The organism is Carnobacterium sp. GW821-FHT04C06 (assembly GCF_059420345.1).
Genome location: NZ_JBWKTN010000004.1, coordinates 59,923 through 85,684 on the forward strand (window position 1 = coordinate 59,923; position 25,762 = coordinate 85,684).

Here is a 25,762-nt window from a genome sequence, read left to right on the forward strand (position 1 = left end):
GATTCCTATATTATATAAGACTCTCTCTTTAAAAAAAAGAATCCTTTGCAATTCTTAGCAAATTCTTACAACATCAAAAAGAGTTTGTTCACATTTTATGAACAAACTCTTTTGATTGATTGAACGCACTTTACGTAGACTTTTCAGTTTCTTTTGCGGCTGGGTCGGGTGCTGGGTTGTGATCATGCTTGTACAATCCAGAGACTTCCTTGTACCAATCGAATAAATAGGTGATTAAGACTTTTAAAACAGCGTATCCAGGAATTCCTAAAATAACCCCTACGACACCAAATAATTTTCCTGACGTCAATAACACGATAATAATCGTTACCGGATGGATGTCTAAATTGCTCCCCAAAACCTGTGGAGAAATCACGCGACTTTCAATCGTTTGCTCAATTGCAAAAACAATTAAGACTTTAATTAACATTCCTGGTGAATCAACCAAGCCAATAATAACGGCTGGAACCATCGCTAAAAATGAGCCTAAGTATGGAATCAAATTCAAAAATCCAGCTAAAATTCCTAACGTTACCGCATACTCTAACCCACTCACCGCATATCCAACAATAAACATAATGGCAACAAAAAAGGCGACCGTTAATTGACCTCGAATGTATTGACTGATTTGGGTATTCATTTCTTTTAAAACGTTATAGGTCGTGTCCCGCATTTTACTTGGAACTAGCGGCATGATAAAATGCGGCAATCGTTTTCCATCTTTCAATAGATAAAATAAGATAAACGGCATTGTAATCAAGGCGACGATAATATTGGTGACTGTTCCAACAATACTTCCAATACTAGAAAAGGTTGAATTCACCATTCCATTTAATTTGCCTGCCGTAGATGAAAATAAATCTTTGTTTACTGAACTAATTTGAGTCTGTACTTGAGAAAACAAATCGCTATTTAGTAAGCCATCTACTTCCGTATTGATTTTTTTCCAATAGTCAGGCCAATTGTCAATAAAGCTCATCGTCTGCTTTTGCATCAATGGAATCAAAATAGCAATTCCCCACACAATCAGACCAATAATTAAGATAAAGACAATGGTAATGCCTAAATTTCTTGACACATGACGTTTTTCAAGCCAATCAATTAATGGATTAATCAAATAATATAAAATCCCCGCTAAAATAATTGGCAACCCGACAACACTAAAAAAGCTGCCAATAGGTTCAAAAAGATAACTCATCTTAGAAAGCGTAAAAACATTAAGTAAAATCAATAAATTGACTAATAAAACAGTCACAAACTTATTATTTAAAAACCATTTCCAAAACCAAGAAAAAGGTTTGCGATTTGTTTCTGTTTTTTCTGGATTTTCCATTGATTCCAGTTCCTCCTTTTGATTGTAATGTTAATCTTGATAGTAATGAATGGTCGTTCCTTCTTTTATCTCTGGCAAGGCGAATGGGGTTAAGTAGATTCCATTTCCAAGCATGTCCTCTGTTGGTACTTCTGTAAAGCTCAAAGTAATATGTCCAATGCTATTTAAATTATCAGAAGCTAAACTGCCTACCGCAGTAATCGTGTACACAGTGTCGTCAAAGGCTACCTTTTGTCCTACTTCTAAAGTAATCGCTTCTTTATCTGATGGAAAAGCTTGGATGACTGAAACTTCTCGAATATCTTCTGTTGCTTCTTCTCCAAATAAAATAATAATAGGATCTTTTTGACTGATGGCTTGCGTGCCAATACTCGTTACGGTTCCGGTTAACATGATGTGTTTCCTTCTTTCTATAATTCGTTTTAGTTCCTTTTATTTTAGCATAGAATGAATGGATTTGTTAGGCAGGGGCACTCAACTACGAGCTTCTATTAAGAAAATCGGTTTTCTAGTCACATTACAGTTCCTTTACATTCCCTAGATTTATTTGCCACAGGTTCTCGATACTGGTATTATTAACGTTGGATAATTAGGTAGCAAATCGATATCGGAGGAAACTATTATGTCATTGAGAACATCAATTAGAGATTCTCACTTATTATTAAAAAAGAAAGCTAATGAACCAAGTCTTACCCACCCCACGTTTTCTATCAGTAAACAGGAAGAAGACATTGTCACGAGTGTTTCACTGTCGAAAGAACATCCGGTTTATTTTAAAGAATTCTTTATTTTACATAGAGAAACTGGAAAGCGCTATACCTTTGAAACCATCGTCAGCCAAACGGATACCTTTTCTTTCCGTTTTAATTTAATAGCGTTTATCCATCAAGTATTATCAACTGGGGAACGTGCCCATTTTGAATTTTATTTTGAGATAAGCTATTTTATCGATGGTGAGTGGATTGAAAAACAAGAACCTCTTTCACTTGATTTATTTGATTACTTTGATTCCTATGGAATTACTCAATTTAAAGATCGTGAAGACTATATCTATCCTTATATTAGTCGTAAAACAAATGGGTTTTGCTTTACTGTAAATATTCCTGTTCGAAGCATTCGTTATATTCAAGATAGCCATATTACTCAGATTAAAACGAAGAAAAATAAAATAGCAATTTCTGGAGAAATTGTATCAAAAGCCATTGCCATCAACCGAATTGATACAGTTATGGTGGGTCGTAAATCAGGCTTAACCCATGTGATTCATTCAAATCATATGCTTGAAGAATTAGAAGCTGGGACACATTTGTATCGTTATGGATATGATCTTTTAATTGATGTAAAAGATTTTGCAATGGAGTTGCTTTTAAATGACTTGGCAGACGAAGAATTTGATCTCTATTTTGATGTGTATTTGAATGGACTTTTTGACCCGACGGTTGTTCGCGTTGCAAATCCTGAAAAAATGCATTCACAAAAAATTTATAAGCACACTTATTTTTCTTACGGCAATACCACGTTTGCCTTTTCACCTAAGTTTAGTACGCAATACCAAGGGCTAAGCATTTGTTCGACTCGTTTTGAAAAAGAAGTGTTTGATTACTTTAAAGAGTTATTATGGACTTTTTGGTTTATTCGTCCTTTTTATTTACGTCGAAAAATTTGGATTGTGGGCGAAAAACCTACGCAAGCATCTTCTAACGGTTTTGATTTTTATCGTTACTTACGTCAGCAGCATCCTGAAAAGGAAGTTTATTATGTCATTGATCCAGCTTCTGATGCTTATCAAAAGCTTCAGCCATTTGGTGAAGACCATCTTTTAAAATACAAATCTAAAGAATACATTTGGCACTTATTGATGAGCGAGACTTTGTTGACGGCCTTCGCCCCTTACGACATTTATCCAACCAGAACCAAGCCTTTATTAAACTTTGTTCGCGCTAAAAAAGTGTACTTGCAAAACGGCATCGTTGGCTTGCAAGATGAGACCAAGACGCTAGGTCGTGGCTCTCTTCAATTTGAAACAGATTTATTTTTGGTGAGTTCTAAAAATGAAAAACGACTCGTACAAGATGTTTTAGGCTATACTGATAAAGAAGTAGCTATTACAGGCTTGTCACGCTATGATCGTCTTTTTGATAATAAGGAAACGCCTGAAATGAAGCAGCAATTGCTCTTTTACCCTATCGATCATGAAACAGGTTTGCATTTCCAAACTGAGTTTATCGATGTCCTTGCTAAAAATTATTTGGCTTTGATTGCTAGCACTGACATGCAAGAGTTTTTAGCTCGTCATAAGCTTGAATTTGTCATCGCTTTACCTCATGCTTTTGAAACATATGTAACAGAATTTGAGGCCTTAAATTGCACTGTTCGTTTGCAACGTATGGATGATCCTATGACTTTAATCAAAGAAAGCAAACTGATGATTACCGATTACGCTTCAGAAGCCTTTGATTTTAGCTTCTTAACTAAACCGGTTGTCTTTTATCAATTTGAAAATAATTTTTACCAACAAAAAGACTCCCTTCAATTGCAGCAGGCGTACCAAAATGAATTGCCGGGTGAAGTAACCGTAAATGCAGATGATTTGATTTGTATTCTTGAGCGGATTGCCTCTGATAACTTTAAAATGAGCAAAGCCAATCAACAAAAAGCAAATTTACTGATTGAGCATAAAGATACGGCGTCAAATGAACGGATTTTTGAAGCAGTTACGCATTTAAAAAAAGGAATGCCTTTCTTATAATCATTTACACACGTTGAAATCGTCTATTTCAACGTGTGTTTTTTTCATAAGCCTTCTCCAATAAATTGTTAACCCTTTCAAAATTTTATGCTATACTAAAAGAGTTCAGATGAATACGCAAACATTGGGAGGAATTCAATCATGAAAGAGACTATTTATTTAGGAACTTATACCAAACGCGCTAGTGAAGGTGTTTATCAAATTACATTAGATACTGAAAAAAAACAATTAGAAAATTTAACCGTTGTCGCTAAGGCTGATAGTCCAACTTATCTTGGCTTATCCCCTGACTACAAGACGCTTTATCCTGTTGTAAAAATCGATGGAAAAGGCGGCATGGCATCTTACCGTAAAAATGAAAACGGCGAATTTATTTTCGTCAATGGCGTTACTGCTGAAGGCGCTCCGCCTTGTTACGTTGGAGTAGATGCAACTAGAAACTTCTTATATACGGCTAACTACCACAAAGGCGAAATTGCTGTCTTGCAAACAGCTGCTGATGGCACTTTAACGTTACTGGATACAGTGACCCATCAAGGTTCAAGTGTTCATGAAAATCAACAAACGCCTCATGCTCATTATGCCGACTTAACTCCAGATCAACACTATGTTGTCGCTTGCGATTTAGGAACTGATGAAGTTTATACTTACAGCGTTTCAACCGAAGGAAAGCTAACTGAAGTGGCGCGCTTTAAAGCTGCTCCTGGAACTGGTCCTCGTCATCTTGTTTTCCATCCAAATGGAAAAGTAGCTTATCTTTTTGGTGAATTAGCAAGCGTTGTCGTTGTCTTAAGTTATGATGCTGCGACTGGTCGTTTTAAAGAATTAGAAACCGTGCCGACAATTCCTGAAAATTTCACTGATTTTAACGGTGGCGCTGCTATTCGCCTATCAAAAGATGGAAAATTCCTTTACGCATCCAATCGCGGACATGATTCGATCGTTGTTTACGAAGTTCAAAATGACGGTGCTTCACTAAAACAAATTCAATTAATTAGCACAGAAGGTCAAATCCCTCGTGATTTCAACTTAACTGCAAGAGATGAGTTTGTGGTTGTAGGTCATCAAGAATCTGACAACTTAACCTTATTTGAACGTGACCCTCAGACTGGATTATTAAGTCTTGTTCAAAAGGATGTTTATGCTCCTGAATGTGTTTGTGTCTACGTTTAATAAAATTTCCTTTTTTATAAAACACTGAAACCTCTTGGTTTTCAGTGTTTTTTTACATACAAAAAACAATTCACTTCCTTTTTGTAAGTAAATAAGGTATACTCTATTTATCAGATAAAAAGGAGGTTCTTTTATGATCAACCAACTTCATCACATTTCAGCATTTACAAAAAATGCCACTGAAAATTATGACTTTTACGCAACTGTTTTAGGTTTACGTCTTGTAAAAAATACAGTAAACCAAGAAAATACAACGATGCGTCATTTATTTTATGGAGATTACGAAGGCACACCTGGAACCTTGCTGACTTTTTTTGAAATTCCAAAGCTAGGTCATCGTGTCGATAAAAAAAGTTATTTTTCAACGGTTTCATTAGCTGTCCCTTCTCACAGTCTAGATTATTGGCAACGTCGCTTTGCTGACTTTAAGATTCCGACAACACTAGAAAATAATGAGCTTTTAGTAGAAGACAACGATGGTTTTAAAATCGCCTTAGTTGAAATGGAGGAACAAATTGCGCCACACAAGGCTACAAAACACACTTCTATTCCTGCTAACAAGCAAATTATTCGGATTGCTAAAGTAAGCATTGTTGCAGATCAATTTAAAGAAACGCAACGCTTTCTTTCTGATTATTTAAGTCTAAAACAAGAAAATGACACTTTTTTTACGGAGCAATATTTGGATCAAACAACCGTCCTTGCCAGTCAGTCAAAAGATCGAACTCGCTTTGGCCGTGGAACAATTGACCACATCGCCTATGGAGTTGACAGCAACGATGAACTAGAAGGCTTCTATCAACAAGCGTTAACGGATCACTGGACTATTGAAGAATACGTCGATCGTGGCTACTTTAAAAGCTTGTATATTAAAGAGCCTAGTGGCTTAAGAATTGAATTAGCTACTCTCTCTCCTGGCTTTCAATTAGATGAATCCCTTGAAGAATTAGGAACCCATTTAGCGTTACCCCCATTTTTAGAAAAAAATAGAATAGCCATTGAGGCTCAACTGGAGGAAATAAAATGAACGAATTAAAAGGAATACACCATGTAACAGCAATGACAAGTAGCGCTGAAAAGAATTACCATTTTTTCACTGAGGTATTAGGGATGCGTTTAGTAAAGAAAACGGTAAATCAAGATGATATTCAAACATACCATACTTTTTTTGCAGATGATCGAGGAAGCGCCGGAACTGATATGACTTTTTTTGATTTCCCTGGGATTCCAAAGGGAACAAAAGGAACAAACAGTATTTCAAAAACTTCTTTTCGTGTTCCAAGTGATAACGCGTTAGACTACTGGTTAGAGCGTTTTGATCAACATAACGTGACTCATACGGGCCTTACATCTCAATTTGGCAATAAAAGCATTCAATTTGTCGATTTTGATGGTCAGCAGTATCAATTGATTTCTGATGAACACAATCCTGGTGTTCCTGCAGGAATTCCTTGGCAAAAAGGTCCTGTTCCCTATGATTACGCTATTGTTGGCTTAGGACCAATTTTTCTTACAGTTTCTTCTCTTGATGCAATGCGTTTAATGCTTGTTGAAGTGATGAAAATGAATGAAATTGCTCAAGAAGAAAATGCCTATTTATTTGAAGTTGGTGAAGGTGGAAATGGCGGTCAAGTGATTGTGGAGCATCGTGACGATTTACCACAAGCAATGGAAGGGTTTGGCAATGTGCATCATGTCGCTTTTCGAGTTGAAGATCGTGCTGCTCTTGAAGCTTGGATTAGTCGGATTCAAGATTATAGTTTGCCTCAATCAGGTTACGTCGATCGTTTTTACTTTGAGTCCCTTTACGTTCGAGTAGGTCCGCATATTTTATTTGAGTTTGCAACCGATGGTCCTGGCTTTATGCAAGATGAGCCTTATGAAACAATGGGGGAAAAATTATCATTGCCGCCATTTTTAGAAGCTGAACGTGCAGAAATTGAAAGAATGGTACGCCCATTTGATACAACAAGGAGAGATTAAGATGGAATATATTTATCAAGAAGGCCTTCAAACTGCTCCTCCTCTACTGTTGCTTCATGGAACGGGGGGAGATGAGCACTCTTTAATTGATTTGGCCAATGCCTTGTCTCCAGACTCAACCGTTTTATCTTTACGTGGAAGGGTTTCTGAAGCAGGGGCAAATCGTTTCTTTCGTCGGTTTGCTGAGGGGAAATTTGATTTAGTTGACTTAGAGGTACAAACCGATTACTTGCTTGCCTTTTTAATTGAATTTTCTAATACCCACAATATCGCCCTTTCCGATTGGGTGGTTGTAGGTTATTCTAACGGGGCTAATATTGGCGCGCATCTTTTGTTAGAACGAATGGAGAGTCCAAATCGAGGGATTTTCTTTCACGGGATGTCTCTTGGAAAACACGAAGCTGATTTTGACTTAGCTAAAAAAAGTGTTTGGTTTTCGGCTGGAATTAACGACCCTATTGTTCCACAAGAGGCAACGAAAGCTCTTGTCGATGCTTTTCAAATGCGACACGGACAAACCGACGTTCTCTGGACCAAACAAGGACATCAACTGACCTATGAAGAAGTTGCCTCTGCTAAGGAATGGCTTGCAACTAAAGGAGCACTAAAATGATTCATTATCGTAGCCAAGATCTTTCAAAGAAGCAGCAGTACAAATTTTTAAGTGGCAGTGTGATTCCGCGACCAATTGCGTGGCTAACAACCCAATCAAAGGATGCTGGTGTGTTAAATATTGCTCCCTTTAGCTTTTTTAGTGGTGTTTCTAACGAGTTGCCCTTGCTTTCTATCGCTATTTTAAGAAGAGATGGCAAATGCAAGGACTCTGCGCGAAATATTTTAGAGACTAAAGAGTTGGTGGTTCATATTGTGGATGAAACGCTTGTCACTGAAATGAACCAGACTGCTGCTTCGCTTGCTTTTGATGAGAGCGAACTCGCCTTAACATCTCTTACTACGACCCCTAGTAAAACGGTAGCTGTGCCAAGTATCGCTGAAGCTAACATTCGTTTTGAAGCTACTTTGCATCAGCACATCCCGGTAACCAATGAGGATGGACAAGTGATTACCGATCTTTTTTTAGTAAAGGTTACTGATTTTTACTTTAAGGAATCTGTATTTGATCAAGAGCGTGACTATATTTTATCTGATAAACTACACCCTGTGGCGCGTTTAGCAGGGAACCAATACGCTACTCTCAAAAAAGAATACACGATTACTCGACCTGAGTAATAAGAAAGACTCCCTTCAACGTGTGAAGGGAGTCTTTCTTATTAGTTAATTAAGCTATTGCCTTCCTTATCTTCCAACCATTTTTCTTTTAATTGACTGAAAGGAATCGCTGCATCAAAATAAAATCCTTGATAAATATCGCAACCTAAATCATCCAGAAACTTTAATTGTTCGATTGTTTCAACACCTTCTGCAACCACCTGAATGTTGAGATTGTGGCTTAATTGGATGATTGCGCGAATAATTTCTTGCGTCTTCCAACTGACTAATGCCTCTTGAACAAAAGATTGATCAATCTTTAACGTGTCAATGGGAAAAGCTTTTAAATAGGCTAATGAGCTGTAGCCTTTTCCAAAATCATCTAAACTCAGTTTGATTGCGAGTTCTTTTAATTTAGTCACATTTTTTTGTGCCTTCATCAAGTCTACAATTTCTTTTTTTTCAGTAATTTCTAATTCAAGTTGGGATGGATTAAGCAGTTCTTTCTTTAACTCCTTGATAATACCTTCAATATAATGTTCATTTACCAAGTCTTCTGCATTGATATTCACTGAAATAGAAAATTCTTTATGGATAAGCGTTTCAGAATTGAGTTTTGCAACAACTTCTTTGATCAGATACGCTTGCATCTCAGCCATTTTCCCTAAACGAATTACTTCATTTATAAATTCAAATGGAGAAACAATATCAGCTTCGACTTTTAAACGCATTAAGGCTTCTGCACCAATGATTTTTCTGGTTTGTTTTTCAATTTTAGGTTGGTAATAGACACTATATTGTTTTTGTATGATGGCCTTTTGAATCGCTTTGATTTTATGAAGTTGTTCCATTAACCTGCTCCTTTCTGGCGCTTTTCTTATGTAGTGAAGCTACGTATTATCATAGCATATTTGCTTTTAATAAAACATTCAAAAGTGAAGAAATCAAAAAAAACTTGTTATCTTAGGATAACAAGTTTTCCTTTTAAATTAGGCAACTGTATATGAAGCAACTTCTGTGCTTGCTTTTGTTTCACCAGTAACTGTAAGATGATAGTCGGCTACTTTTTCCATATTCGTAATAACAACAACCATCGCATTGTCTTTACCTGCCGCTTTTAATTGCTCTAAGTCAACAGTTGAAATCAATGTTTCTGGCGTAATTAGTTGTCCTTCTGTCACGACTGTATCAAATGGCGCTCCATTTAATTCGACTGTATCTAACCCCATGTGCAATAGAATTTCTACGCCATTATCCATCAAAATCCCCACAGCATGCTTCGTTGGAAAAACACTTAATACTTTGCCGTTTACTGGAGAATAGATTTTTCCGTCGGTTGGAATTACTGCATAGCCATCTCCCATCATTTTTTGTGAAAAGACTGGATCACTAACCTTATCAATTGCAATCACTTCGCCGTTTGCTGGTGAAAACAATTTCCCTTTTAATTCTGAGACTTCTTTTTGCGCTTCTTTTTTCTTAAATAATCCAAACATCTAAATCCCTCACTTCATTTGTTTAAATTTTATCTAACCCGTCTAGGCTTACACTTTATCATACCATAAAGTGACCATTGTTGAGAATCAAAAAACGAGCAATTTAACAATTCCTTAATTGCTTTTTAAATCAATTTGATTTAGCATTAAAAGTAGTCAAATTTAGGAATTAGGAAGGAATTTCTCAATGAAAAACAAGTTGCTTTTTTTTACGTATGCTGTGGTGAATACAACTTTATTTTTACCTTATTTTTTATACTTGCTAATCGGCAATCATTACCCTACTTTTTTAAACGGTTGGTTTCCATTAATTGTTTTTTATGTGTGTAATTTAACTGGCACTTTTTTGGTTCGTTCTTTTGGAAAAAAGGTCTCCACTAGAGAATTGTTGCTCTTCTTTTTACTCTTAGCTTCTGTTGGCTCTTTCTTAGGGCTATTGGTTTCTATAAATGCTTTATGGCTAGACCTATCAGCTATTTTACTCGGCTTGTCTTGTAGTCTTTTATTGCCACTCTACTTAACGATTCAATACCATGAACGCCGACTATTTCATCGGTCTTTTTCTGGAAAAGATTATGGCTTTGCTTTTTTAACCATACTTTTGTTCATGCCTTTAATTATTCTTTTAGTAAAAGTAAACCTTCCTGAATTAGCCTTTGGTCTGTATGGAATCGCTTTTTTAGTTAGTTTCTTTTTACTAAGAAACTTGCCGCATTACGATCATGGAAAAATGCCAAATACCTCATTTGATAGTCGTTTCTTTCTTTTATTTTTAGTTTTAGCAGGTATGACTTTTGCTGTAAAATCCCTGAGAGTGTTAGCTGATAATCATTTTAGCTTGATTTTAATGACCTTGCTTGCCATTCTTTTGATTGGAGTGTTTTATTTAATTCAACACTCTTCCTTTAAATTTAGCTTACCTCGTTATGTTTATCTATTCAGTTTTTTACAGGGAATGTTAACAAATTTCTTTATTTTATTTGGAACATTTTATCTTTTCTCTTTACAAAAAGGAGTATATCTCTATTCATTTATCTATCTAGCTTACGGGTTAGGAATTATCAGCTCGTTATTTATAGGCTCTAAAGTTTTAAATTTGTTTCCAAAAGTAGAAAAAGTAACGCTTTGTGGTATTTCCTTGTTAGTGGGAACCGGATTGATTTTTATTCCAGTTTGCATTCCAGTTGGTGGATTTTTAATTGGTTTTTTTAGTAATCTTAATAGTTCATTGCTTAATAAAGTTGCTTACACAAAAACCACTGGACTTAAGGATAGCAGTTTATTGGTGAAAAATAGATGGGGAAAGTTAGGGAGTATCTTTCAACAAAGTCTTTTATTTTTATTGTTTATTAGTTTTTGTCATTTCTTTGAAATCCCTATTCTTTCTTTACTAGAAACAATTACAGGTAAATCCCTTGCGCCTCATTTAACGAGCATTGTATTTGTTTTAAGAATAACGGGCGGAGTTATTTTATTTGGAATTTCTGTTTGTTACCTGATAACTATCTATTTTTACGAGAAGGAATTGAAAACAAAGCAAGCCCCTATTAATTAGTTTTTTTAAGGGTTATGAGAAGAAATTTTCTGCTTCTTATAGTATGCTTATTAGGTACTTACTTAACTAGGAGGCGAAAGCTCATGAAGAATTTTTTTAAAACCTTATTATTACTGAGTGGCATCTTAATGATTGTCTTAGGTTTTTGGTTTATTTTCAACCCAAGCGGTTCTCTGAAAACAGCTATTATCTTGATTGGGTTATTATTAGCAGCAAACGGTGTGATTGAAATCTTTTCTTATATTCAAGAACGTAGAGTATGGAATATATCCAATTGGGTTTTATTTGATGGGATTGCTTCTCTTGTAGCCGGTGGCTTTATTTTATTCGATACAGCAATCGCTCAAAAAACATTGGTCTTATTATTTGCTATCTGGGTTTTATTTTCAGGTATTATGCGTTTAATGACTGCTGTTGCAATGAAGAATTTCCCTGGATGGACTTGGATTTTAACCTTGGGTGTTATTGCTGTAATTGTAGCAATTATTTCTTTCTTTAGTCCCATTTTGATTGGAATTGGGATTGGCTTAATTTTAGGAGCATTCTTTATTATCCAAGGATTTAGCTGCATTATGGTTTATCTTGCAATTAAAAATTATCGTTAAACAAAGAATCGTTTGTCTTTAGAGGCAAACGATTTTTTTATGAATTATTTCCGGGGAAATAATCTACGGTTTTTTTTAAGGTTTAGGATTTCTTAAAAATCTATAAATATTCATTATTTCATTAGGAATATTTACAAAAAAAGCTTATACTAATAGTTACTGAGCCTATTTTAAAATAGGAAATAATTTTGAGAGGAAGATATATCACGTATGATTGAAATTCTAAAAGCCGTACTTTTAGGAATCGTTGAGGGAATTACTGAATGGTTACCGATTAGTAGTACAGGTCATATGATTTTAGTAGACGAATTTATTAAGTTAAATACTTCTGCTGCCTTTAAAGAAATGTTTTTTGTTGTTATTCAATTAGGAGCTATTTTAGCAGTTGTTGTCCTCTATTTTCACAAGTTAAATCCTTTTTCCCCTAAAAAAACAAAGGAGGAAAAATCAGACACCTTCTCCCTTTGGTTTAAAGTAATCGTAGCTGTATTACCTGCTGCTGTCATTGGGTTAAAGTTTGACGATATGTTAGAAGCAAAGTTCTATAACTTTCAAACCGTTGCATTCACATTAATTATTTATGGTATTTTATTTATTGTTATTGAAAATTGGAATAAGGACAGAAAGCCGGCAATTACTACCTTCAATCAATTGACTTATAAAACAGCCTTATTGATTGGTGTTTTCCAAGTGTTGGCCTTAATTCCTGGAACTTCACGTTCAGGCGCGACCATTATTGGTGCAATTATTTTAGGAACATCCCGTTACATTGCTGCTGAATTTTCATTCTTCTTATCAATTCCAGTTATGTTTGGTGCAAGTTTACTAAAACTTGTGAAATTCGGGTTCCACTTTACTGGTATGGAATATGCTATTCTGTTTACCGGCATGATCGTGGCCTTTGTCGTATCTATTATCGCAATTAAATTCTTAATGAGCTATATCAAACAAAATGACTTTAAAGCCTTTGGGTACTATCGTATTATTTTAGGTGTAATTTTGATTGGGTATATGGTCTTATTTAAATAAGTACGTCAGCTATTTAAGCAGTAGGAATTTCATTCTTACTGCTTTTTTTATTTTCTAAACTTTCTAAAAATTATTAATTATTGAAAAACATAATTATATTAATTAGTCTTATATACAGGAAAATCCACATCCATTCCACTTCTACTATATATATTTACTAGTATCTATAATTCTAAAAAAATAGGTCACATAATATTTATATAGATTTAAAAAAATGGAACGAAAGATGTTTTTTTAGGAGAAAAATATGATATGACTTTCTTATTATTTCCCTTGATCAAATAGTAAATACAGAACTAGCATATACGTTACAGTTCCCTAAAAATAGCTATAAGAAAACCTCAAATCATTATTTATTAAAGGTTTGAAATTCTTTTAAAAAGGTTTCAAGGATATTTATACTAATGTTAGAAACTATAACAATTTGATTTAAAAGTGTTTTCAACATAAATATATGTTTTTTATTTTTATTCATTTAGATTTTTTTCATTATACTTATTGTGCTACAATAAAAATAACATCCGTTAATTTTATTAGGATGGAAAATAAAAAGGAGTGAATTAAAATGAAGAAATGGTGTTGGTTAGTTGGATTAATCTTGTTACTTCCTATTGGTAGTCGTGCTGAAGAGAGTCAACACATACCCATAGAAGGGATTGTTGAAAGTAGCCAAAAAGAAGAACTATCAATCAGTAGAGGAATGCCTATAGACAACAAAGGAAAATCAGAATTATTTGATGAAAATGAAATTTTGAGTATGAAAAAATTTCAGGAAGAATATTGGGAAATTAGAAATAAAGATGTCACTGAAGATGTATATAAGATTGAACCAATAATTGGACCTAAGCAATACACCTTAGGAGAATTCAATAACAAGACTCTGGATAATTCAACTGCATATGTAAATCTGATAAGAAAATATTCTAATATGTCTCCTGTGAATTGGACTAAAGAACGAGTTGAAATTGCTCAACATGGAGCAATCGTGAGTTCAGCGTTGCGTGTTCTGACACATAAACTGGATCAATTTGAAAAACCTAACGCAATGAGTGACGAGTTTTGGAAGCAAGCTGTATACGCTACGAAGTATAGTAATTTAGGAAAAATGATATACAGTAACGGTGATCCAAATACACTTAAATCATTTTCTTTAAATAAAATGACGGATTTATATATGTATGATGCTGGAGTAGCTAATACTGATGTTGGCCATCGAACAGTCATTTTAAATCCGTACTATCGATCTATAGGTTTTGGCTATGCGGAGCTCAGATTACCAGAAGAAAGAAAAGCTGAATTTTCAGCTGCTATGTTTGCCCAAGGTGATGGAGAAGTTACTGTGGCTAATGACTTTATAGCTAGTTGGCCACTGAAACAAACCTTTCCTATTCAATATATGAACAATGACTTTAGGTGGTCTATTCATTTTTATAATCAAGGATATAATTTTGATCGTGAGAATTTAAAAGTAACTCTTACAAATAACCAAAATGGAAGGAAATGGGATTTTTCAAATAAAGGTAGTGATGGAGAATATACAGTTACTAACATTTGGGGTTACAATTCACTAGTTTTTATGCCTGAAAATATTAGTTACTCTGAGGGAGATTCCTTCACTGTTAAAATAGAAGGCTTGACTGGTGAAAAATCACAATATGAATATAGTACAAAATTATACGATTTGAATAAAGAATATGTCGTCGAAAAGATTAAAGGTGAATTTGGAACTGCTTCTTGGGAGTGGAAGGAAGATACACAAACATTGGTATTTGGTGAAGGGGATTTCCCTAACTCGGGTGAACCTCGAAAGAATATCGCTAACGTCATTGAAAATGACTCTAGATTAAATGGAAAAAAAATCAAACAGATTCGTTTTTCTAAGCCTGTTGTAGCTCACAAGAACTCTTCTCATTTATTTTCCAATCTAAAAAGCTTAGAAAAAATTGAAGGTTTGAATCATCTTGATACTTCTAATGTTACTACGATGGAGTCCTTATTTCAAAATACCTCTTCTCTGACTACTTTAGATCTTTCAGTTTGGGATACTTCTAAGGTGACTAAAATGAACCATCTATTTTATGGGGATTCCTCTTTAACGACCTTAAATCTTAGTGGATGGAATACCTCTAATGTTACTACTATGCAATTTATGTTCTATGGAAATTCCTCCTTAAAAAATTTAGAGATTGCTAATTGGAATACTTCTAAGGTGACCAACATGAATTATTCATTCGGAAGAACCTCTTCTTTAACTAGTTTAGATTTGACTAATTGGGACACTTCACAAGTTACTAATATGTCTTCTATGTTTTATGGAAACTATTCATTAATTAGTTTAAACCTTTCCGATTGGACCACTTCTAAAGTGACTAATATGTCTTCTATGTTTTCTGGAAATCATTCCTTAACTAATTTAAATCTTTCTAATTGGAATACTTCTAAAGTGACTGATATGTCTTCTATGTTTTCTGACAATCGTTCCTTAACTAGTTTAGATCTTTCAGATTGGGATACTTCTATGGTAACTAAAATGAATGATATGTTTAATACAAGTAATTCTTTAAATAGTTTAAATCTTTCTAACTGGGATACGTCTAAAGTCACTTCAATGGTCCGTATATTCAATAACACAAGTGGATTAGATACCATCCATTTAGGAAATAAAACTCTTTTACACTCTAATGTAGGTCTTGGTGAAAAAACAAGTCATCCTTACACTGGAAAATGGCTAAAGATTGATGATACCTCTTCGTCTTCAGTCCTTCATAATTCGAGTCTTGAATTGATTACCAATTATGATGGAAGTCAACCTGGTATCTATACAAGAGAAAAAGAAACTAAATAATTAATCTACTGGATAACCTAAGTTCAATATTGAACTTAGGTTATCCAGTTCTTTATTTTTCGATAAGATTTAGATAAAAAAGTAGATATACACGAAGGAATTCATGTATATCTACTCGTTTTTATAAAATTTAATTCAATAATTGAATTCCCGCCTTCGATTTTTCTAATCTCTCTAAAATGGTTTCGTAATTTTTAGTAGCAAAATCATAGAAAAGCAAATCGATTGCGTATAGTTGTGTTAGTAGGGAACTGGTAGCAGCACTTCTTAAAGGTGCTTCACCACTAATGCCTGTTTGTAAGGAAATCATCGACAATTTCTTTAAGGAATTCTCGCCTAGCTCTGTTAATGAAATAGTTTGAAGTCCAAATTTTTGCGCTGCCTTCATCAAATGAATGACTTCTTTTGTTTCTCCACTATTAGAAATCCCAAAGAAAATCGCCTCTTTTGGAGCTGTTGACATTGAAGCCACCAAGGAATGTGTATCTAGCGTGCTCATGACATGTTTGCCAATTCGACTGTACTTTTGTTGGATATCTAGCGCCACTAAATGAGAGGCTCCTAGTCCATAGGTATAGATAATGGGGCTTTGATTGAAAGCTTTGGTTACTTCTTCCACTTGAGCGGTCTCTAGTAATTTACTGGTTTCTCTTAAAACATGTTCAGTTGTTAATAATAATTTTTTCTTCATTTGTTCAAATTCTTCGTCTGGTAATATCTCGGTGTATAACTTTTCTTCAATCATTTTTGATTCAGCCGACAATTGGAGCTTTAATTCGGTAAAGCCTTTTAGACCGATTGAATGGCAAAAACGAATGATTGCAGCTGGACTTGAATTGGCTGATTTCCCTAATTGAGTCGCATTCATTTGGATAATTTTTTGGGGATCCTTTAAAATTGCTTCGCCAATTTTTTGTTCTGATTTAGGTAATGAAGCAAGTTTTTCTTGGATAACAAATAGAATATTAGGTTGCATAAAATCCCTCTCTTTTTAACTTTAAAAGACATCTGAACCTTACATTCACATGTCTTTTAAGTTTATTCATTTATCCTATCATTAATTTATTAGAGAAACAATCCTAATTTTATAGTTCAGTTGGTTCCATTGCTTCTTTTGGAACACCAAAGAAATACGTAGCAATAAATCCACCTGCGTAAGCTGCTAATAATCCTAAAATATAGCCAATCCATTGTCCATTTGCAATAAGAGGAATTAAAGCTACCCCACTTGGACCAATGGCAATTGCGCCAATTCCACCGAGAGCTCCAATTACAGCTCCACCGATACCGCCACCAATACAAGCGGTTACAAAAGGTCTCCCTAATGGTAACGTCACGCCGTAAATCAATGGCTCACCAATTCCTAAAATACCTACAGGCAATGCACCTTTAATCATGTTGGTCAATTGCTTGTTCTTTTTACATTTCAACCACAGTGCGCAGGCTGCTCCAACTTGACCGCCACCAGCCATAGCTAAAATAGGCAATAATAACGTCATTCCAGTCGAACTAATCATTTCAATATGAATTGGGGTTAAGACTTGATGTAATCCAAACATCACCATCGGTAAGAATAAAGCGCCTAAAACAAAACCTGCAAATGCGCCACCAATGGTTAAGACCCAGTTGATTGCACCTACTAGCGCTGTTGAGATTGCTCCTGCAACAGGCATAATTAAGAAAATCGTCAATAAACCAATCACTAATAATGCAATCGTTGGTGTTACAATAATATCAATTGCTTCTGGAATCACTTTATGCAGACGTTTTTCAAGTAAAGCAATCAGCCAAACTGCTAGAATGACACCAATAATCCCACCTTGCCCAGGTGAAAGTGTCCCACCGGTTAAAATATTAGGCAATGGCGCTTCAGGTGTCATACCGCTTAGATAAACGATCCCACCAACGATTCCACCTAATGCTTCAGTTGCACCAAATTCTCTAGCTGCATTGATCCCAACATAAATTTGCAAGTACGTAAACAAACCGTTTTTAATAATGTTAAGGACAAGAACACTATTTGCCCAATTATCGCCACTAATCGTTCCAGCCACCAGCATATTCGATAAAACAGCTGCTATTCCGCCAATAATACCTGCACCAACAAATGCTGGAATCATCGGAACAAAAATATTTGAGATTGATTTTAAAGCTCTTTTAAAAGGTGTATTATTTTTCTTTTTCTGTTTAGCTTTAGTTTCACGAGCCAGTTCTTCAGCTGCCTCTAAACCTGTTTTATTTCCTTTTACAGGTTGATTGGTTTCTTGGATCATGATTGGATCACCTAAGCGAACGCCTGCCATTTCTACCATTTTATTGGCTACTTTATTCACTGTTCCAGGGCCAACAATGACTTGTAATGTATCATCTTCAACGACACCCATCACGCCATCAATTGCTTTTAATCCAACTAAGTCAACCTTCTCTTCATCATTTAATGACATTCGTACACGAGTCATACAATGAATAATTTTATTGACGTTCCCCATTCCACCAACTTTTTCATAAATCTCTCTTGCCAAACGCTCTTCTTTTAATTCAGCCATTTTCTATTCCCCTTTTCTTTCTAAAGTGGTTAAATCGTTTTGCGAATAAAGCCATTTGCTTTTGTTAATTTTTCAGTTGCCTCTTCTTTAGTGCTATCTGTCAAAATCATTACAATTGCTAATTTCACCTGCTGGTCTGCTTCAATAAATGTAAGACTAGCCTTTTCATAGCTACATTCAGTGGCTTGCATGATGATTCGTTTTGATCGTTCTTCTAATTTTTCATTCGTTGGTTTTACATCTACCATTAAATTTTGATACACTTTTCCAATCCCAATCATCGAGATGGTTGACAGCATATTCAGAACTAATTTTTGCGCGGTTCCTGATTTTAAGCGTGTTGAACCGGTTAAGATTTCAGGACCTGCATCCACTTCAATTGGGTAAGTTGCATATTGACTAATTTCAGCTTCTTTATTACATGAAAGTGTTGCGGTTGTAGCGCCTACTTTAGTTGCGTACTCTAACCCACCAATCACATATGGCGTCCGTCCACTGGCAGCAATTCCGATTACAATATCATCAGCTGTTAGGGAAATTGCTTTTAAATCAGATTCTCCAAACTCTTTTGAATCCTCTGCTCCTTCAACAGCTACCGTCATGGCTGCCATTCCACCCGCTATTAAACCTTGAACCATCGATGGATCTGCACTAAAGGTTGGTACACATTCGGCTGCATCTAGTACGCCTAACCGACCACTTGTTCCAGCTCCCATGTAAATTAAGCGTCCGCCTGCTTTAAATGATTTAATAATGTTATCAATGACTGTCGTGATACTTGCTAATTCTTTTTCAACAGCTAAGGCTACTTTTTGGTCTTCTTGGTTCATAATACGAGCGACCTCTGCAGTTGATAGTTCATCCAATCGCATGGTTTCTTCGTTTCTTGTCTCTGTTGTTAATTTCTCTAAATTCATTTTATTTCCTACTTTCAATTCATTGATTTTAGTTTAAATTGCTGACCTGCAAGACACCAATCGATTAAATCTAAATCAGTCTCTACAACTTTTGCAATTGTATTCACTTTTTCGTCTGCTTTTAAATCTAATTTGGTAATCTGAATCTCTCCCATATAGCGCCCATATAATTCGTTATCAATTGTGATACTTCCTTTCGAGCGGGGCTGAAGATTTTCTTCTGGTTTGATCTCTACTCTTGGCTTAAATCGTGCTTCCGCACTTCGTAGAACGTCTCTAGCTGGATCCATTCGGTTCCAATGATTTCCAGTAATTAAATCTAAATAAATGGGATTGTGGCTCACTTGCGTATACTTTAAAATAAGCATTTGTTCTTGATAATAAGCTTTAAACTGTTCTCTTGTTTCATCTGTTATGGAAGGATCTCCAATATAAATATCATCTACCGATCCTGTTTTAGTCAATTCAATGCTACATGCTAGCGGATGCTTAAAACGATGATCTTCTATAGTTGGCAACTGTTGAAAGAGGGGCCCTCTTAATTTCCCATTGCCTGGTACAAAAGCCATTATTCTAAAACCTAAGCTTTTTAACCAGTTATTTTTTTCAAGAAATGTAGGCATGTCTAAGCCTGTTTCTGGTCGTGGATAATAGTTATGCCAAGCTTCCATATTTTCAAAATTTGCTCCATATTTTCTTAATTCATGAACGTCTTCTTCACTAATGGTACTTGCATTGAGAGCCACTTTTAAATGATTGCTGACGGATGCGATGGTTTTATTGGAGATTGCATAATCCATTCGTAACCCTGTAATCCCAGTTGCTAAAATTTCAATGGGTCGATCAAAGGATAAGCCGATCTTCGTTAAGGCTTCACCAGAAATATCCACCATTAACTCCATGTTCAGTTTTTTAGCGAACGAGCTTAGTTTTGCTAAGCGCTTACGATAATGGCTGACGTTGTCTTCTGGAATATGAAGAGATGAGAAGATTCCAGAGAATCCGCTTTCATTCATTTTATAAAGATACTGCTCTGTTTCCTCTGTTAACTCTTCACCTAAAAAGATGGAAATACCTAACATATTGTCCCTCCTTAAAAAATCTTTTCTTTACTTGAACATATCATAACTCTTTAGAAATGAAATTTCAAGTAATTTTGAAATTTTATTTTAAAAAAACGAATTAATTTCTTTTGAAACTAGAGATTAAAAGTATTTTCCAACTAGTTCAAATAATAAAAACGATAATTAATAAAATTTAATTTTACTAAAATTTGAATTACTCGTCTAAAAGAAAACTTTCTATCTCCTTTAATTGATATTCATTCTCATTGAAAAAATCATCTTTTGTCTTAAATATAGACATTGATAGTAATTATCACTATCAACTAATTAGAATCATTATCATTTAGTTTTTGATTTTGGTATGCTTGGTTTATCAAAAAATAGTTTAGGAGGAATTTTTAATGACTTTTCTTAAGAACAACAAAGCCATGACTGCGACTATCCTTAGCGGGATTCTTATTTTAGTAGGATGGCTATTCAAAATAAATCATTTCGAAACTACTGCAATCATTATTTTTCTCACTTCATTTGTCATTGGAGGATTTAAACAAGCTATGGAAGGCATTCAAGATACTTGGGTCAACAAACACTTAAATGTTGATATTTTAATGGTCTTGGCTGCCATCGGTGCGTCGATTATTGGTTACTGGATGGAAGGTGCTTTATTGATCTTTATTTTTTCATTAAGCGGTTCGCTAGAAGAATACGCAACTGAAAAAAGTTCAAAGGCCATTGCCAGTTTAATGCAAATGCAGCCAGAAACCGCACTTAAAGTCCAACCCGATGGTTCATTTCTGGAGGTTTCTATTAATGAGTTAACAATTGGCGATACCTTATTTGTACCAAAAGGAGGCAGTATTCCAATTGATGGTCTATTAAAAACGGACAATGCTTTAATTGATGAAGCAACCATTACTGGAGAGCCTATTCCTGTTTCTAAAGATACTGGCGCTGAACTGTTTGGCGGAACGATTAATTTAAATGATGCGCTGACAATGAGTGTCACTAAAATTGCAGACGACACTCTTTTTGCTAAAATTATTCGATTAGTAAACGAAGCTCAGAACACCCCTTCAAAAACAGCTACCATGATCGAACGTATTGAAAATATCTATGTAAAAATTGTTTTGATTTTTGTTCCGATTATGATTGCGGTCTTCTATTTTATTTTCCAATGGGGTTGGAACGAATCTTTTTATCGCGGCATGGTGCTATTAGTTGTTGCGTCGCCTTGTGCTTTAGTCGCATCCGCAACACCCGCTACGCTAGCAGCCATTTCAAATGGTGCAAAACGCGGAATTTTATTTAAGGGTGGCGCCTATTTAGAAAATTTTAGCCAACTAAAAGCGATTGCCTTTGATAAAACGGGAACCTTAACAAAAGGCATTCCTGTTGTAACAGATTCCTTTTTTGATGAACAAATAGACACTCAAAAGGTCTTAAATGTTTGTGTGGCTCTTGAAAAAACGTCTACTCATCCATTAGCAAAAGCAATTGTGACAAAATTCAATGATCAAACGACTGAGACTTTGGAAGACATCATTATTAAGGATATTACTGGACACGGTCTAGAGTGTGTTGCTTATAATCAATTGTGGCGAATTGGGAAAAAAGATTTTATTTTTAATGAGGAAAATCTCAATCGACCTTTTTTATCAACAGCCGAAGCTTTGCAGTTAGAAGGAAAAACCGTTACGTATATTAGTTGCGACCATCAAATCGTAGGCTATATTGGACTTCTTGATGTAGCAAAAGCAGATGCAAAAGAGATGATTGCCTTCTTTAAAAAGCAAGGTATTCACACCGTTATGTTGACTGGTGATAATGAGCAGACTGGAAAAACGATTGGAACAGAATTGGGAATTGATGAAATTAAGGCGAATTGCTTACCAGAAGATAAAACTGCCATCATCAAAGAACTTAAGGAACAATATGGAACGATTAGTATGGTAGGCGATGGCATCAATGACGCCCCTGCTTTGGCAAATGCTTCAATTGGAATTGCCATGGGAAATGGTACAGATATTGCAATGGATGTGGCTGACGTTGTACTCATGAAAAATCAACTGGATAAATTGACTTATAGTTATCAGCTTTCTGAAAAACTAAAAAAAGTTACGTTGCAAAATATGATTTTTTCAATTTCTGTTATCTCCTTATTAATTTTATCCAATTTATTCCAAATGATTAATTTGCCACTTGGAGTTGTAGGACATGAAGGAAGTACCATTTTGGTTATTTTAAATGGACTCCGCCTGTTAAAAACGTTAAAAGCATAAAACGACCGACAGATAAAAGAATTTTTTATCTGTCGGTCGTTTTTCTAGTTGAAAAATGCTTGGTAAAGTGCTTTTAGTGCCTTGTCTTCATCTACTTCTTGAACGCCAAACATCATGCTGACTTCTGAAGACCCTTGATTGATCATTTCAATATTGATTCCATGTTCCGCTAATGCCTCTGATGCTTTTGCCATCGTTCCTACATTACAGCGCATCTCTTCTCCCACAACCATCATTAAGGCTAAGTTATGTTGAATCACAACTTTATCAGCATGTAAATCTTCTTTTAATCGATTTAACAACTCATTTTCCTGACTTTCTGAAAGCTGATTGCTACGAAGAATCACTGTCAAATCATCAATGCCAGAAGGAGTGTGTTCATAGCTTAAACCAGCATCTTCAAGAATTTCGAGCATCTTTCGTCCAAAACCAATTTCTCTATTCATCAAATATTTTTCAATATAAATACTGCTAAATCCTGGTGAGCTTGCAATTCCAACGACAGCTCCTGGGCTTTTTTCTCGTGTGGTGGCAATTCTAGTTCCAACTGCATGTGGGTTATTCGTGTTTTTAATTTGAACGGGTACGCCCGCCTTAAAGGCTGGGTAAAGAGCTTCGTCGTGAAACACCGAAAATCCAGCGTAAGAAAGTTCACGCATTTCTTTATACGTTAGTGTCTCAATTTCTTGAGGTTTGTCTACGACATTAGGATTTGCTGCATAAATTGCGTCTACATCGGTAAAATTTTCGTAGAGCTCTGCTTGCAGTCCATTGGCTAAAATAGCCCCCGTAATATCTGAACCCCCACGGGAAAATGTAATTAATTTGCCTTCTTTTGTATAGCCAAAAAAACCCGGAACAATTAAAACACCTGCTTGCTTTCTTAATTCATACAGACGCTCATAGGATTCTGGAAGCACTTGTGCATTTCCTGGCTCATCTGTGACAAATAACCCCGCTTCCATTGGGTTGACATAGGTCGCTTCAAGCCCTTCATGGTTGAAGTAGGCTGCAATTAATTTTGCGTTATTGTTCTCTCCGCTTGCCTTAAAAGCATCTAAAAAATAGTCTGGCTGGGATTTATCCCCTAATGCAAGTGTTTCTAAATCCCTTTTAATTTCATCAATAATTGCTAAATCTAAGTTCAAATCAACCGCCATTTCTTCATAACGCGCGATTATTTTGACTAAAACAGGTTGATAGGCTTCATTCAAAAGTGCTTTTGTGCCGCAATCAATTAATAAATCCGTTACTTTGTCATCAGCTTTTGAGCGTTTACCTGGAGCAGATACGACAACCACCTTACGTTGCGAATCCTCTTTTACAATCTGAAATACTTTTTTTAATTGGGTTGCCGAAGCTAAAGAACTCCCACCGAATTTAATCACTTTCATTGCGTCACATCCTTTTTCTCATTTTTTTTTAACATACTTATCATTTTCCCTCTTTTTTACGAAAGAATCAATCTTTTTTTGCATTAAAATCCACTTTTTTAGTATTTTATCGAAAATTGATCACGATATTCAAAAAATAGTAGTTTTCCATTCAATTTTTAACAAAAAAATAAAAAGAAAACGATAGTCCCTCTTCGTTTTATTATAATAATATTCATTAGATAACTTCTATTTTCTCATCAATTAGATTATAATAGAAAGAGGTACTTATCTTTGTAACGGGAAGGTGACATCATGGCAAAAAAGAAACATTTACAAGTTATTCTTGGTTTATCTATGCTTGCAGGAATTACCGGCTCATTCTTTTTAAAAAATCAAAAAGTTCAAGCTCCTACGCTTTCAACTAAATCTAAATTTATCGGATCTTGGAAAGGTCATTTTATCAATCAGTCAACCGAAACAATTTTAGAGATTTCACCCAAAATGGAATTCTTTTTAAATAACCTCCCAATTGAAGGGCATTTATTAAAACAAAGTAGTTCTAAACTTATTTTTGAAGATCACTATGGCTATCAACTTATTTTTACTTTAACAAGCAACGATACGCTAGATCTTTATGACGATGCCGAAGAAAAAATTTACGCGCTTCAACGTGTTGTCGCTAACCAAATAGAAAATGAAAGTTAAAAAGCGCCTCTCTGTTATAGAGTAGCGCTTCTTTTTATTCTACAAGTTTCGTTTGGTAAATACGGCTACTTTCGCCCCAAGGATGGTAGCCTACTCCTAGATAGTCAAATTGATACTTTTCATAGTAAGAGGTATGGTCTGTACATAAATACAATGTTTCAAACCCTAATTTTTTAGTTTCAGTTTTAACGTGCTCGATCAACAATTCTCCATAGCTATTTCCACGAAATTCTTCTTCAATATATAGCGCACAGAGCCATGGATATAAGTCCATCCGACTAATAAAATCATTTGGAATCAATCCTGCACACCCTACAATCGTCTCGTCTTTTAGCAATAAATACCATTGTGGCAACTTTGATGGTGATGTGAGACAAGAGGTAATGCAGTCTTCGTACAACAAATTCGTCTCTTCACTTCCCCACTTTTCTTGAAAGTAGCAAATGGCTTTCTCCGCGTACGACGGATTCTCTCTAATCGATACATACTTCATTTTATTCTCCCTTCAACTTTCAATAGCGACCAATTCCATCTTCATTCCTTCTGGATCTTGGAAATACAAGGCATAGTGATGAGGCCCGCCTGCAAATGGATACTCATCATCGTACAAAAGCGTTCCACCAAAGGACGGTATCTGTTTTCTTAAAGTATCTACTTGTTTTTTTGTTTCAGTTGCAAATGCGACATGATTCAAACCGATCCCACCTTTTACGTAAGGCGTTTCAATCATTTTACCATCTCCAATTGAAATCACAAAATAAAAGTTTTCTTTTTTCCAGCTGATCCCCGTAGCCCAATTTTGGTATTCTTGATACCCTAAGGCTTTTAAAAATTGGCTCCAAAAGGCTTTTTGCTTCGGCAAGTCTTTGACGTATAAATCAAGATGATGTAACATTTG

Annotated in this window: 23 protein-coding genes; 12 read left to right on the plus strand and 11 right to left on the minus strand. The window is 35.2% G+C overall.

From position 1 onward, the window contains the following. Positions 1-130 precede the first annotated feature (130 nt). Both AC07SW_RS07665 and AC07SW_RS07670 read right to left on the minus strand, forming a co-directional pair. A complete protein-coding gene (locus AC07SW_RS07665; protein WP_119908398.1) occupies positions 131-1,333 on the minus strand; it encodes an AI-2E family transporter in 1,203 nt (400 codons plus the stop codon). Positions 1,334-1,363: 30 nt separating this feature from the next. Beyond that, on the minus strand, positions 1,364-1,726 hold the full coding sequence (locus AC07SW_RS07670) for a PTS glucitol/sorbitol transporter subunit IIA (RefSeq protein WP_119908399.1): 363 nt from the start codon (positions 1,724-1,726) through the stop codon (positions 1,364-1,366). Positions 1,727-1,955: 229 nt separating this feature from the next. Here AC07SW_RS07670 and AC07SW_RS07675 point away from each other — a divergent pair, with 229 nt between their 5' ends. From AC07SW_RS07675 to AC07SW_RS07700, 6 genes are all read left to right on the plus strand, one after another. Continuing rightward, positions 1,956-4,082, plus strand: a complete 2,127-nt coding sequence (locus tag AC07SW_RS07675; RefSeq protein ID WP_119908400.1) for a CDP-glycerol glycerophosphotransferase family protein — start codon at positions 1,956-1,958, stop codon at positions 4,080-4,082. Positions 4,083-4,223: 141 nt separating this feature from the next. Beyond that, positions 4,224-5,255 carry a lactonase family protein gene (locus AC07SW_RS07680; protein ID WP_034568482.1) on the plus strand — a complete coding sequence of 344 codons (1,032 nt, stop codon included), beginning with the start codon at positions 4,224-4,226 and terminating at the stop codon, positions 5,253-5,255. A gap of 133 nt (positions 5,256-5,388) precedes the next feature. Beyond that, positions 5,389-6,282, plus strand: coding sequence for a VOC family protein (locus AC07SW_RS07685; RefSeq protein WP_463684692.1), 894 nt, complete (start codon positions 5,389-5,391; stop codon positions 6,280-6,282). Then, the gene (locus AC07SW_RS07690) at positions 6,279-7,238 is read left to right on the plus strand and encodes a ring-cleaving dioxygenase (RefSeq protein WP_463684693.1); all 960 of its coding nucleotides are present in this window, start codon (positions 6,279-6,281) and stop codon (positions 7,236-7,238) included. Before AC07SW_RS07685 ends, AC07SW_RS07690 begins: the two co-directional genes overlap by 4 nt. 1 nt (position 7,239) lies before the next feature. Next, the gene (locus tag AC07SW_RS07695; RefSeq protein WP_135025176.1) at positions 7,240-7,851 is read left to right on the plus strand and encodes an alpha/beta hydrolase; all 612 of its coding nucleotides are present in this window, start codon (positions 7,240-7,242) and stop codon (positions 7,849-7,851) included. Next, positions 7,848-8,468 (plus strand): flavin reductase family protein, encoded by a 621-nt coding sequence (locus AC07SW_RS07700; RefSeq protein WP_463684695.1) that lies wholly within the window; start codon positions 7,848-7,850, stop codon positions 8,466-8,468. The genes AC07SW_RS07695 and AC07SW_RS07700 overlap by 4 nt, the downstream gene beginning before the upstream one ends. A gap of 41 nt (positions 8,469-8,509) precedes the next feature. On the opposite strand, the gene AC07SW_RS07705 is transcribed toward AC07SW_RS07700, so the two are convergent. Next, on the minus strand, positions 8,510-9,298 hold the full coding sequence (locus AC07SW_RS07705) for an EAL domain-containing protein (RefSeq protein WP_463684696.1): 789 nt from the start codon (positions 9,296-9,298) through the stop codon (positions 8,510-8,512). 138 nt (positions 9,299-9,436) lie between these two features. Continuing rightward, positions 9,437-9,943: a PTS sugar transporter subunit IIA gene (locus AC07SW_RS07710; protein WP_135018127.1), complete on the minus strand. Its 507-nt coding sequence runs from the start codon at positions 9,941-9,943 to the stop codon at positions 9,437-9,439. A gap of 187 nt (positions 9,944-10,130) precedes the next feature. Here AC07SW_RS07710 and AC07SW_RS07715 point away from each other — a divergent pair, with 187 nt between their 5' ends. The 4 genes from AC07SW_RS07715 (at position 10,131) to AC07SW_RS07730 (ending at position 15,977) form a co-directional block, all read left to right on the plus strand. Further along, a complete protein-coding gene (locus tag AC07SW_RS07715) occupies positions 10,131-11,498 on the plus strand; it encodes a hypothetical protein (RefSeq protein WP_494632577.1) in 1,368 nt (455 codons plus the stop codon). Between the two features lie 83 nt (positions 11,499-11,581). Next, the gene (locus AC07SW_RS07720) at positions 11,582-12,103 is read left to right on the plus strand and encodes an HdeD family acid-resistance protein (RefSeq protein ID WP_034568467.1); all 522 of its coding nucleotides are present in this window, start codon (positions 11,582-11,584) and stop codon (positions 12,101-12,103) included. Positions 12,104-12,313: 210 nt separating this feature from the next. Then, entirely contained in the window at positions 12,314-13,132 is an 819-nt protein-coding gene (locus AC07SW_RS07725; RefSeq protein WP_034568464.1) for an undecaprenyl-diphosphate phosphatase, read from the plus strand. A gap of 565 nt (positions 13,133-13,697) precedes the next feature. Beyond that, positions 13,698-15,977: a BspA family leucine-rich repeat surface protein gene (locus AC07SW_RS07730; protein ID WP_494632578.1), complete on the plus strand. Its 2,280-nt coding sequence runs from the start codon at positions 13,698-13,700 to the stop codon at positions 15,975-15,977. A gap of 130 nt (positions 15,978-16,107) precedes the next feature. On the opposite strand, the gene AC07SW_RS07735 is transcribed toward AC07SW_RS07730, so the two are convergent. The 4 genes from AC07SW_RS07735 to AC07SW_RS07750 form a co-directional block, all read right to left on the minus strand. Next, the gene (locus AC07SW_RS07735) at positions 16,108-16,953 is read right to left on the minus strand and encodes a MurR/RpiR family transcriptional regulator (protein WP_494632580.1); all 846 of its coding nucleotides are present in this window, start codon (positions 16,951-16,953) and stop codon (positions 16,108-16,110) included. Between the two features lie 109 nt (positions 16,954-17,062). Beyond that, on the minus strand, positions 17,063-18,523 hold the full coding sequence (locus tag AC07SW_RS07740) for a PTS transporter subunit EIIC (protein WP_135018130.1): 1,461 nt from the start codon (positions 18,521-18,523) through the stop codon (positions 17,063-17,065). Between the two features lie 29 nt (positions 18,524-18,552). Next, the gene (murQ, locus tag AC07SW_RS07745; RefSeq protein ID WP_119908408.1) at positions 18,553-19,440 is read right to left on the minus strand and encodes an N-acetylmuramic acid 6-phosphate etherase; all 888 of its coding nucleotides are present in this window, start codon (positions 19,438-19,440) and stop codon (positions 18,553-18,555) included. A gap of 14 nt (positions 19,441-19,454) precedes the next feature. Then, complete coding sequence (locus AC07SW_RS07750) at positions 19,455-20,522, minus strand: DUF871 domain-containing protein (RefSeq protein WP_494632582.1); 1,068 nt, start codon at positions 20,520-20,522, stop codon at positions 19,455-19,457. A 383-nt stretch (positions 20,523-20,905) separates the two neighbouring features. Here AC07SW_RS07750 and AC07SW_RS07755 point away from each other — a divergent pair, with 383 nt between their 5' ends. Next, positions 20,906-22,783 carry a heavy metal translocating P-type ATPase gene (locus AC07SW_RS07755; protein ID WP_119908410.1) on the plus strand — a complete coding sequence of 626 codons (1,878 nt, stop codon included), beginning with the start codon at positions 20,906-20,908 and terminating at the stop codon, positions 22,781-22,783. Positions 22,784-22,827: 44 nt separating this feature from the next. Here AC07SW_RS07755 and AC07SW_RS07760 read toward each other — a convergent pair whose 3' ends face one another. After that, complete coding sequence (locus AC07SW_RS07760) at positions 22,828-24,177, minus strand: aspartate kinase (RefSeq protein WP_034568454.1); 1,350 nt, start codon at positions 24,175-24,177, stop codon at positions 22,828-22,830. Positions 24,178-24,471: 294 nt separating this feature from the next. Between AC07SW_RS07760 and AC07SW_RS07765 the strand changes: the two genes are divergently transcribed. Then, positions 24,472-24,864 carry a DUF4828 domain-containing protein gene (locus AC07SW_RS07765; RefSeq protein WP_034568452.1) on the plus strand — a complete coding sequence of 131 codons (393 nt, stop codon included), beginning with the start codon at positions 24,472-24,474 and terminating at the stop codon, positions 24,862-24,864. 34 nt (positions 24,865-24,898) lie between these two features. Here the strand turns inward: AC07SW_RS07765 and AC07SW_RS07770 are convergent, their stop codons facing one another. Both AC07SW_RS07770 and AC07SW_RS07775 read right to left on the minus strand, forming a co-directional pair. Then, positions 24,899-25,357 (minus strand): GNAT family N-acetyltransferase, encoded by a 459-nt coding sequence (locus tag AC07SW_RS07770; RefSeq protein ID WP_494632583.1) that lies wholly within the window; start codon positions 25,355-25,357, stop codon positions 24,899-24,901. 12 nt (positions 25,358-25,369) lie between these two features. Further along, a complete protein-coding gene (locus AC07SW_RS07775; RefSeq protein ID WP_494632584.1) occupies positions 25,370-25,759 on the minus strand; it encodes a VOC family protein in 390 nt (129 codons plus the stop codon). Positions 25,760-25,762 lie beyond the last annotated feature (3 nt).

Coding starts and splice junctions, on each gene's coding strand:
- AC07SW_RS07665 (WP_119908398.1), bottom strand. CDS start 1,333: ATGGAAAATCCAGAAAAAACAGAAACAAATCGCAAACCTTTTTCTTGG.
- AC07SW_RS07670 (WP_119908399.1), bottom strand. CDS start 1,726: ATGTTAACCGGAACCGTAACGAGTATTGGCACGCAAGCCATCAGTCAA.
- AC07SW_RS07675 (WP_119908400.1), top strand. CDS start 1,956: ATGTCATTGAGAACATCAATTAGAGATTCTCACTTATTATTAAAAAAG.
- AC07SW_RS07680 (WP_034568482.1), top strand. CDS start 4,224: ATGAAAGAGACTATTTATTTAGGAACTTATACCAAACGCGCTAGTGAA.
- AC07SW_RS07685 (WP_463684692.1), top strand. CDS start 5,389: ATGATCAACCAACTTCATCACATTTCAGCATTTACAAAAAATGCCACT.
- AC07SW_RS07690 (WP_463684693.1), top strand. CDS start 6,279: ATGAACGAATTAAAAGGAATACACCATGTAACAGCAATGACAAGTAGC.
- AC07SW_RS07695 (WP_135025176.1), top strand. CDS start 7,240: ATGGAATATATTTATCAAGAAGGCCTTCAAACTGCTCCTCCTCTACTG.
- AC07SW_RS07700 (WP_463684695.1), top strand. CDS start 7,848: ATGATTCATTATCGTAGCCAAGATCTTTCAAAGAAGCAGCAGTACAAA.
- AC07SW_RS07705 (WP_463684696.1), bottom strand. CDS start 9,298: ATGGAACAACTTCATAAAATCAAAGCGATTCAAAAGGCCATCATACAA.
- AC07SW_RS07710 (WP_135018127.1), bottom strand. CDS start 9,943: ATGTTTGGATTATTTAAGAAAAAAGAAGCGCAAAAAGAAGTCTCAGAA.
- AC07SW_RS07715 (WP_494632577.1), top strand. CDS start 10,131: ATGAAAAACAAGTTGCTTTTTTTTACGTATGCTGTGGTGAATACAACT.
- AC07SW_RS07720 (WP_034568467.1), top strand. CDS start 11,582: ATGAAGAATTTTTTTAAAACCTTATTATTACTGAGTGGCATCTTAATG.
- AC07SW_RS07725 (WP_034568464.1), top strand. CDS start 12,314: ATGATTGAAATTCTAAAAGCCGTACTTTTAGGAATCGTTGAGGGAATT.
- AC07SW_RS07730 (WP_494632578.1), top strand. CDS start 13,698: ATGAAGAAATGGTGTTGGTTAGTTGGATTAATCTTGTTACTTCCTATT.
- AC07SW_RS07735 (WP_494632580.1), bottom strand. CDS start 16,953: ATGCAACCTAATATTCTATTTGTTATCCAAGAAAAACTTGCTTCATTA.
- AC07SW_RS07740 (WP_135018130.1), bottom strand. CDS start 18,523: ATGGCTGAATTAAAAGAAGAGCGTTTGGCAAGAGAGATTTATGAAAAA.
- murQ (WP_119908408.1), bottom strand. CDS start 19,440: ATGAATTTAGAGAAATTAACAACAGAGACAAGAAACGAAGAAACCATG.
- AC07SW_RS07750 (WP_494632582.1), bottom strand. CDS start 20,522: ATGTTAGGTATTTCCATCTTTTTAGGTGAAGAGTTAACAGAGGAAACA.
- AC07SW_RS07755 (WP_119908410.1), top strand. CDS start 20,906: ATGACTTTTCTTAAGAACAACAAAGCCATGACTGCGACTATCCTTAGC.
- AC07SW_RS07760 (WP_034568454.1), bottom strand. CDS start 24,177: ATGAAAGTGATTAAATTCGGTGGGAGTTCTTTAGCTTCGGCAACCCAA.
- AC07SW_RS07765 (WP_034568452.1), top strand. CDS start 24,472: ATGGCAAAAAAGAAACATTTACAAGTTATTCTTGGTTTATCTATGCTT.
- AC07SW_RS07770 (WP_494632583.1), bottom strand. CDS start 25,357: ATGAAGTATGTATCGATTAGAGAGAATCCGTCGTACGCGGAGAAAGCC.
- AC07SW_RS07775 (WP_494632584.1), bottom strand. CDS start 25,759: ATGTTACATCATCTTGATTTATACGTCAAAGACTTGCCGAAGCAAAAA.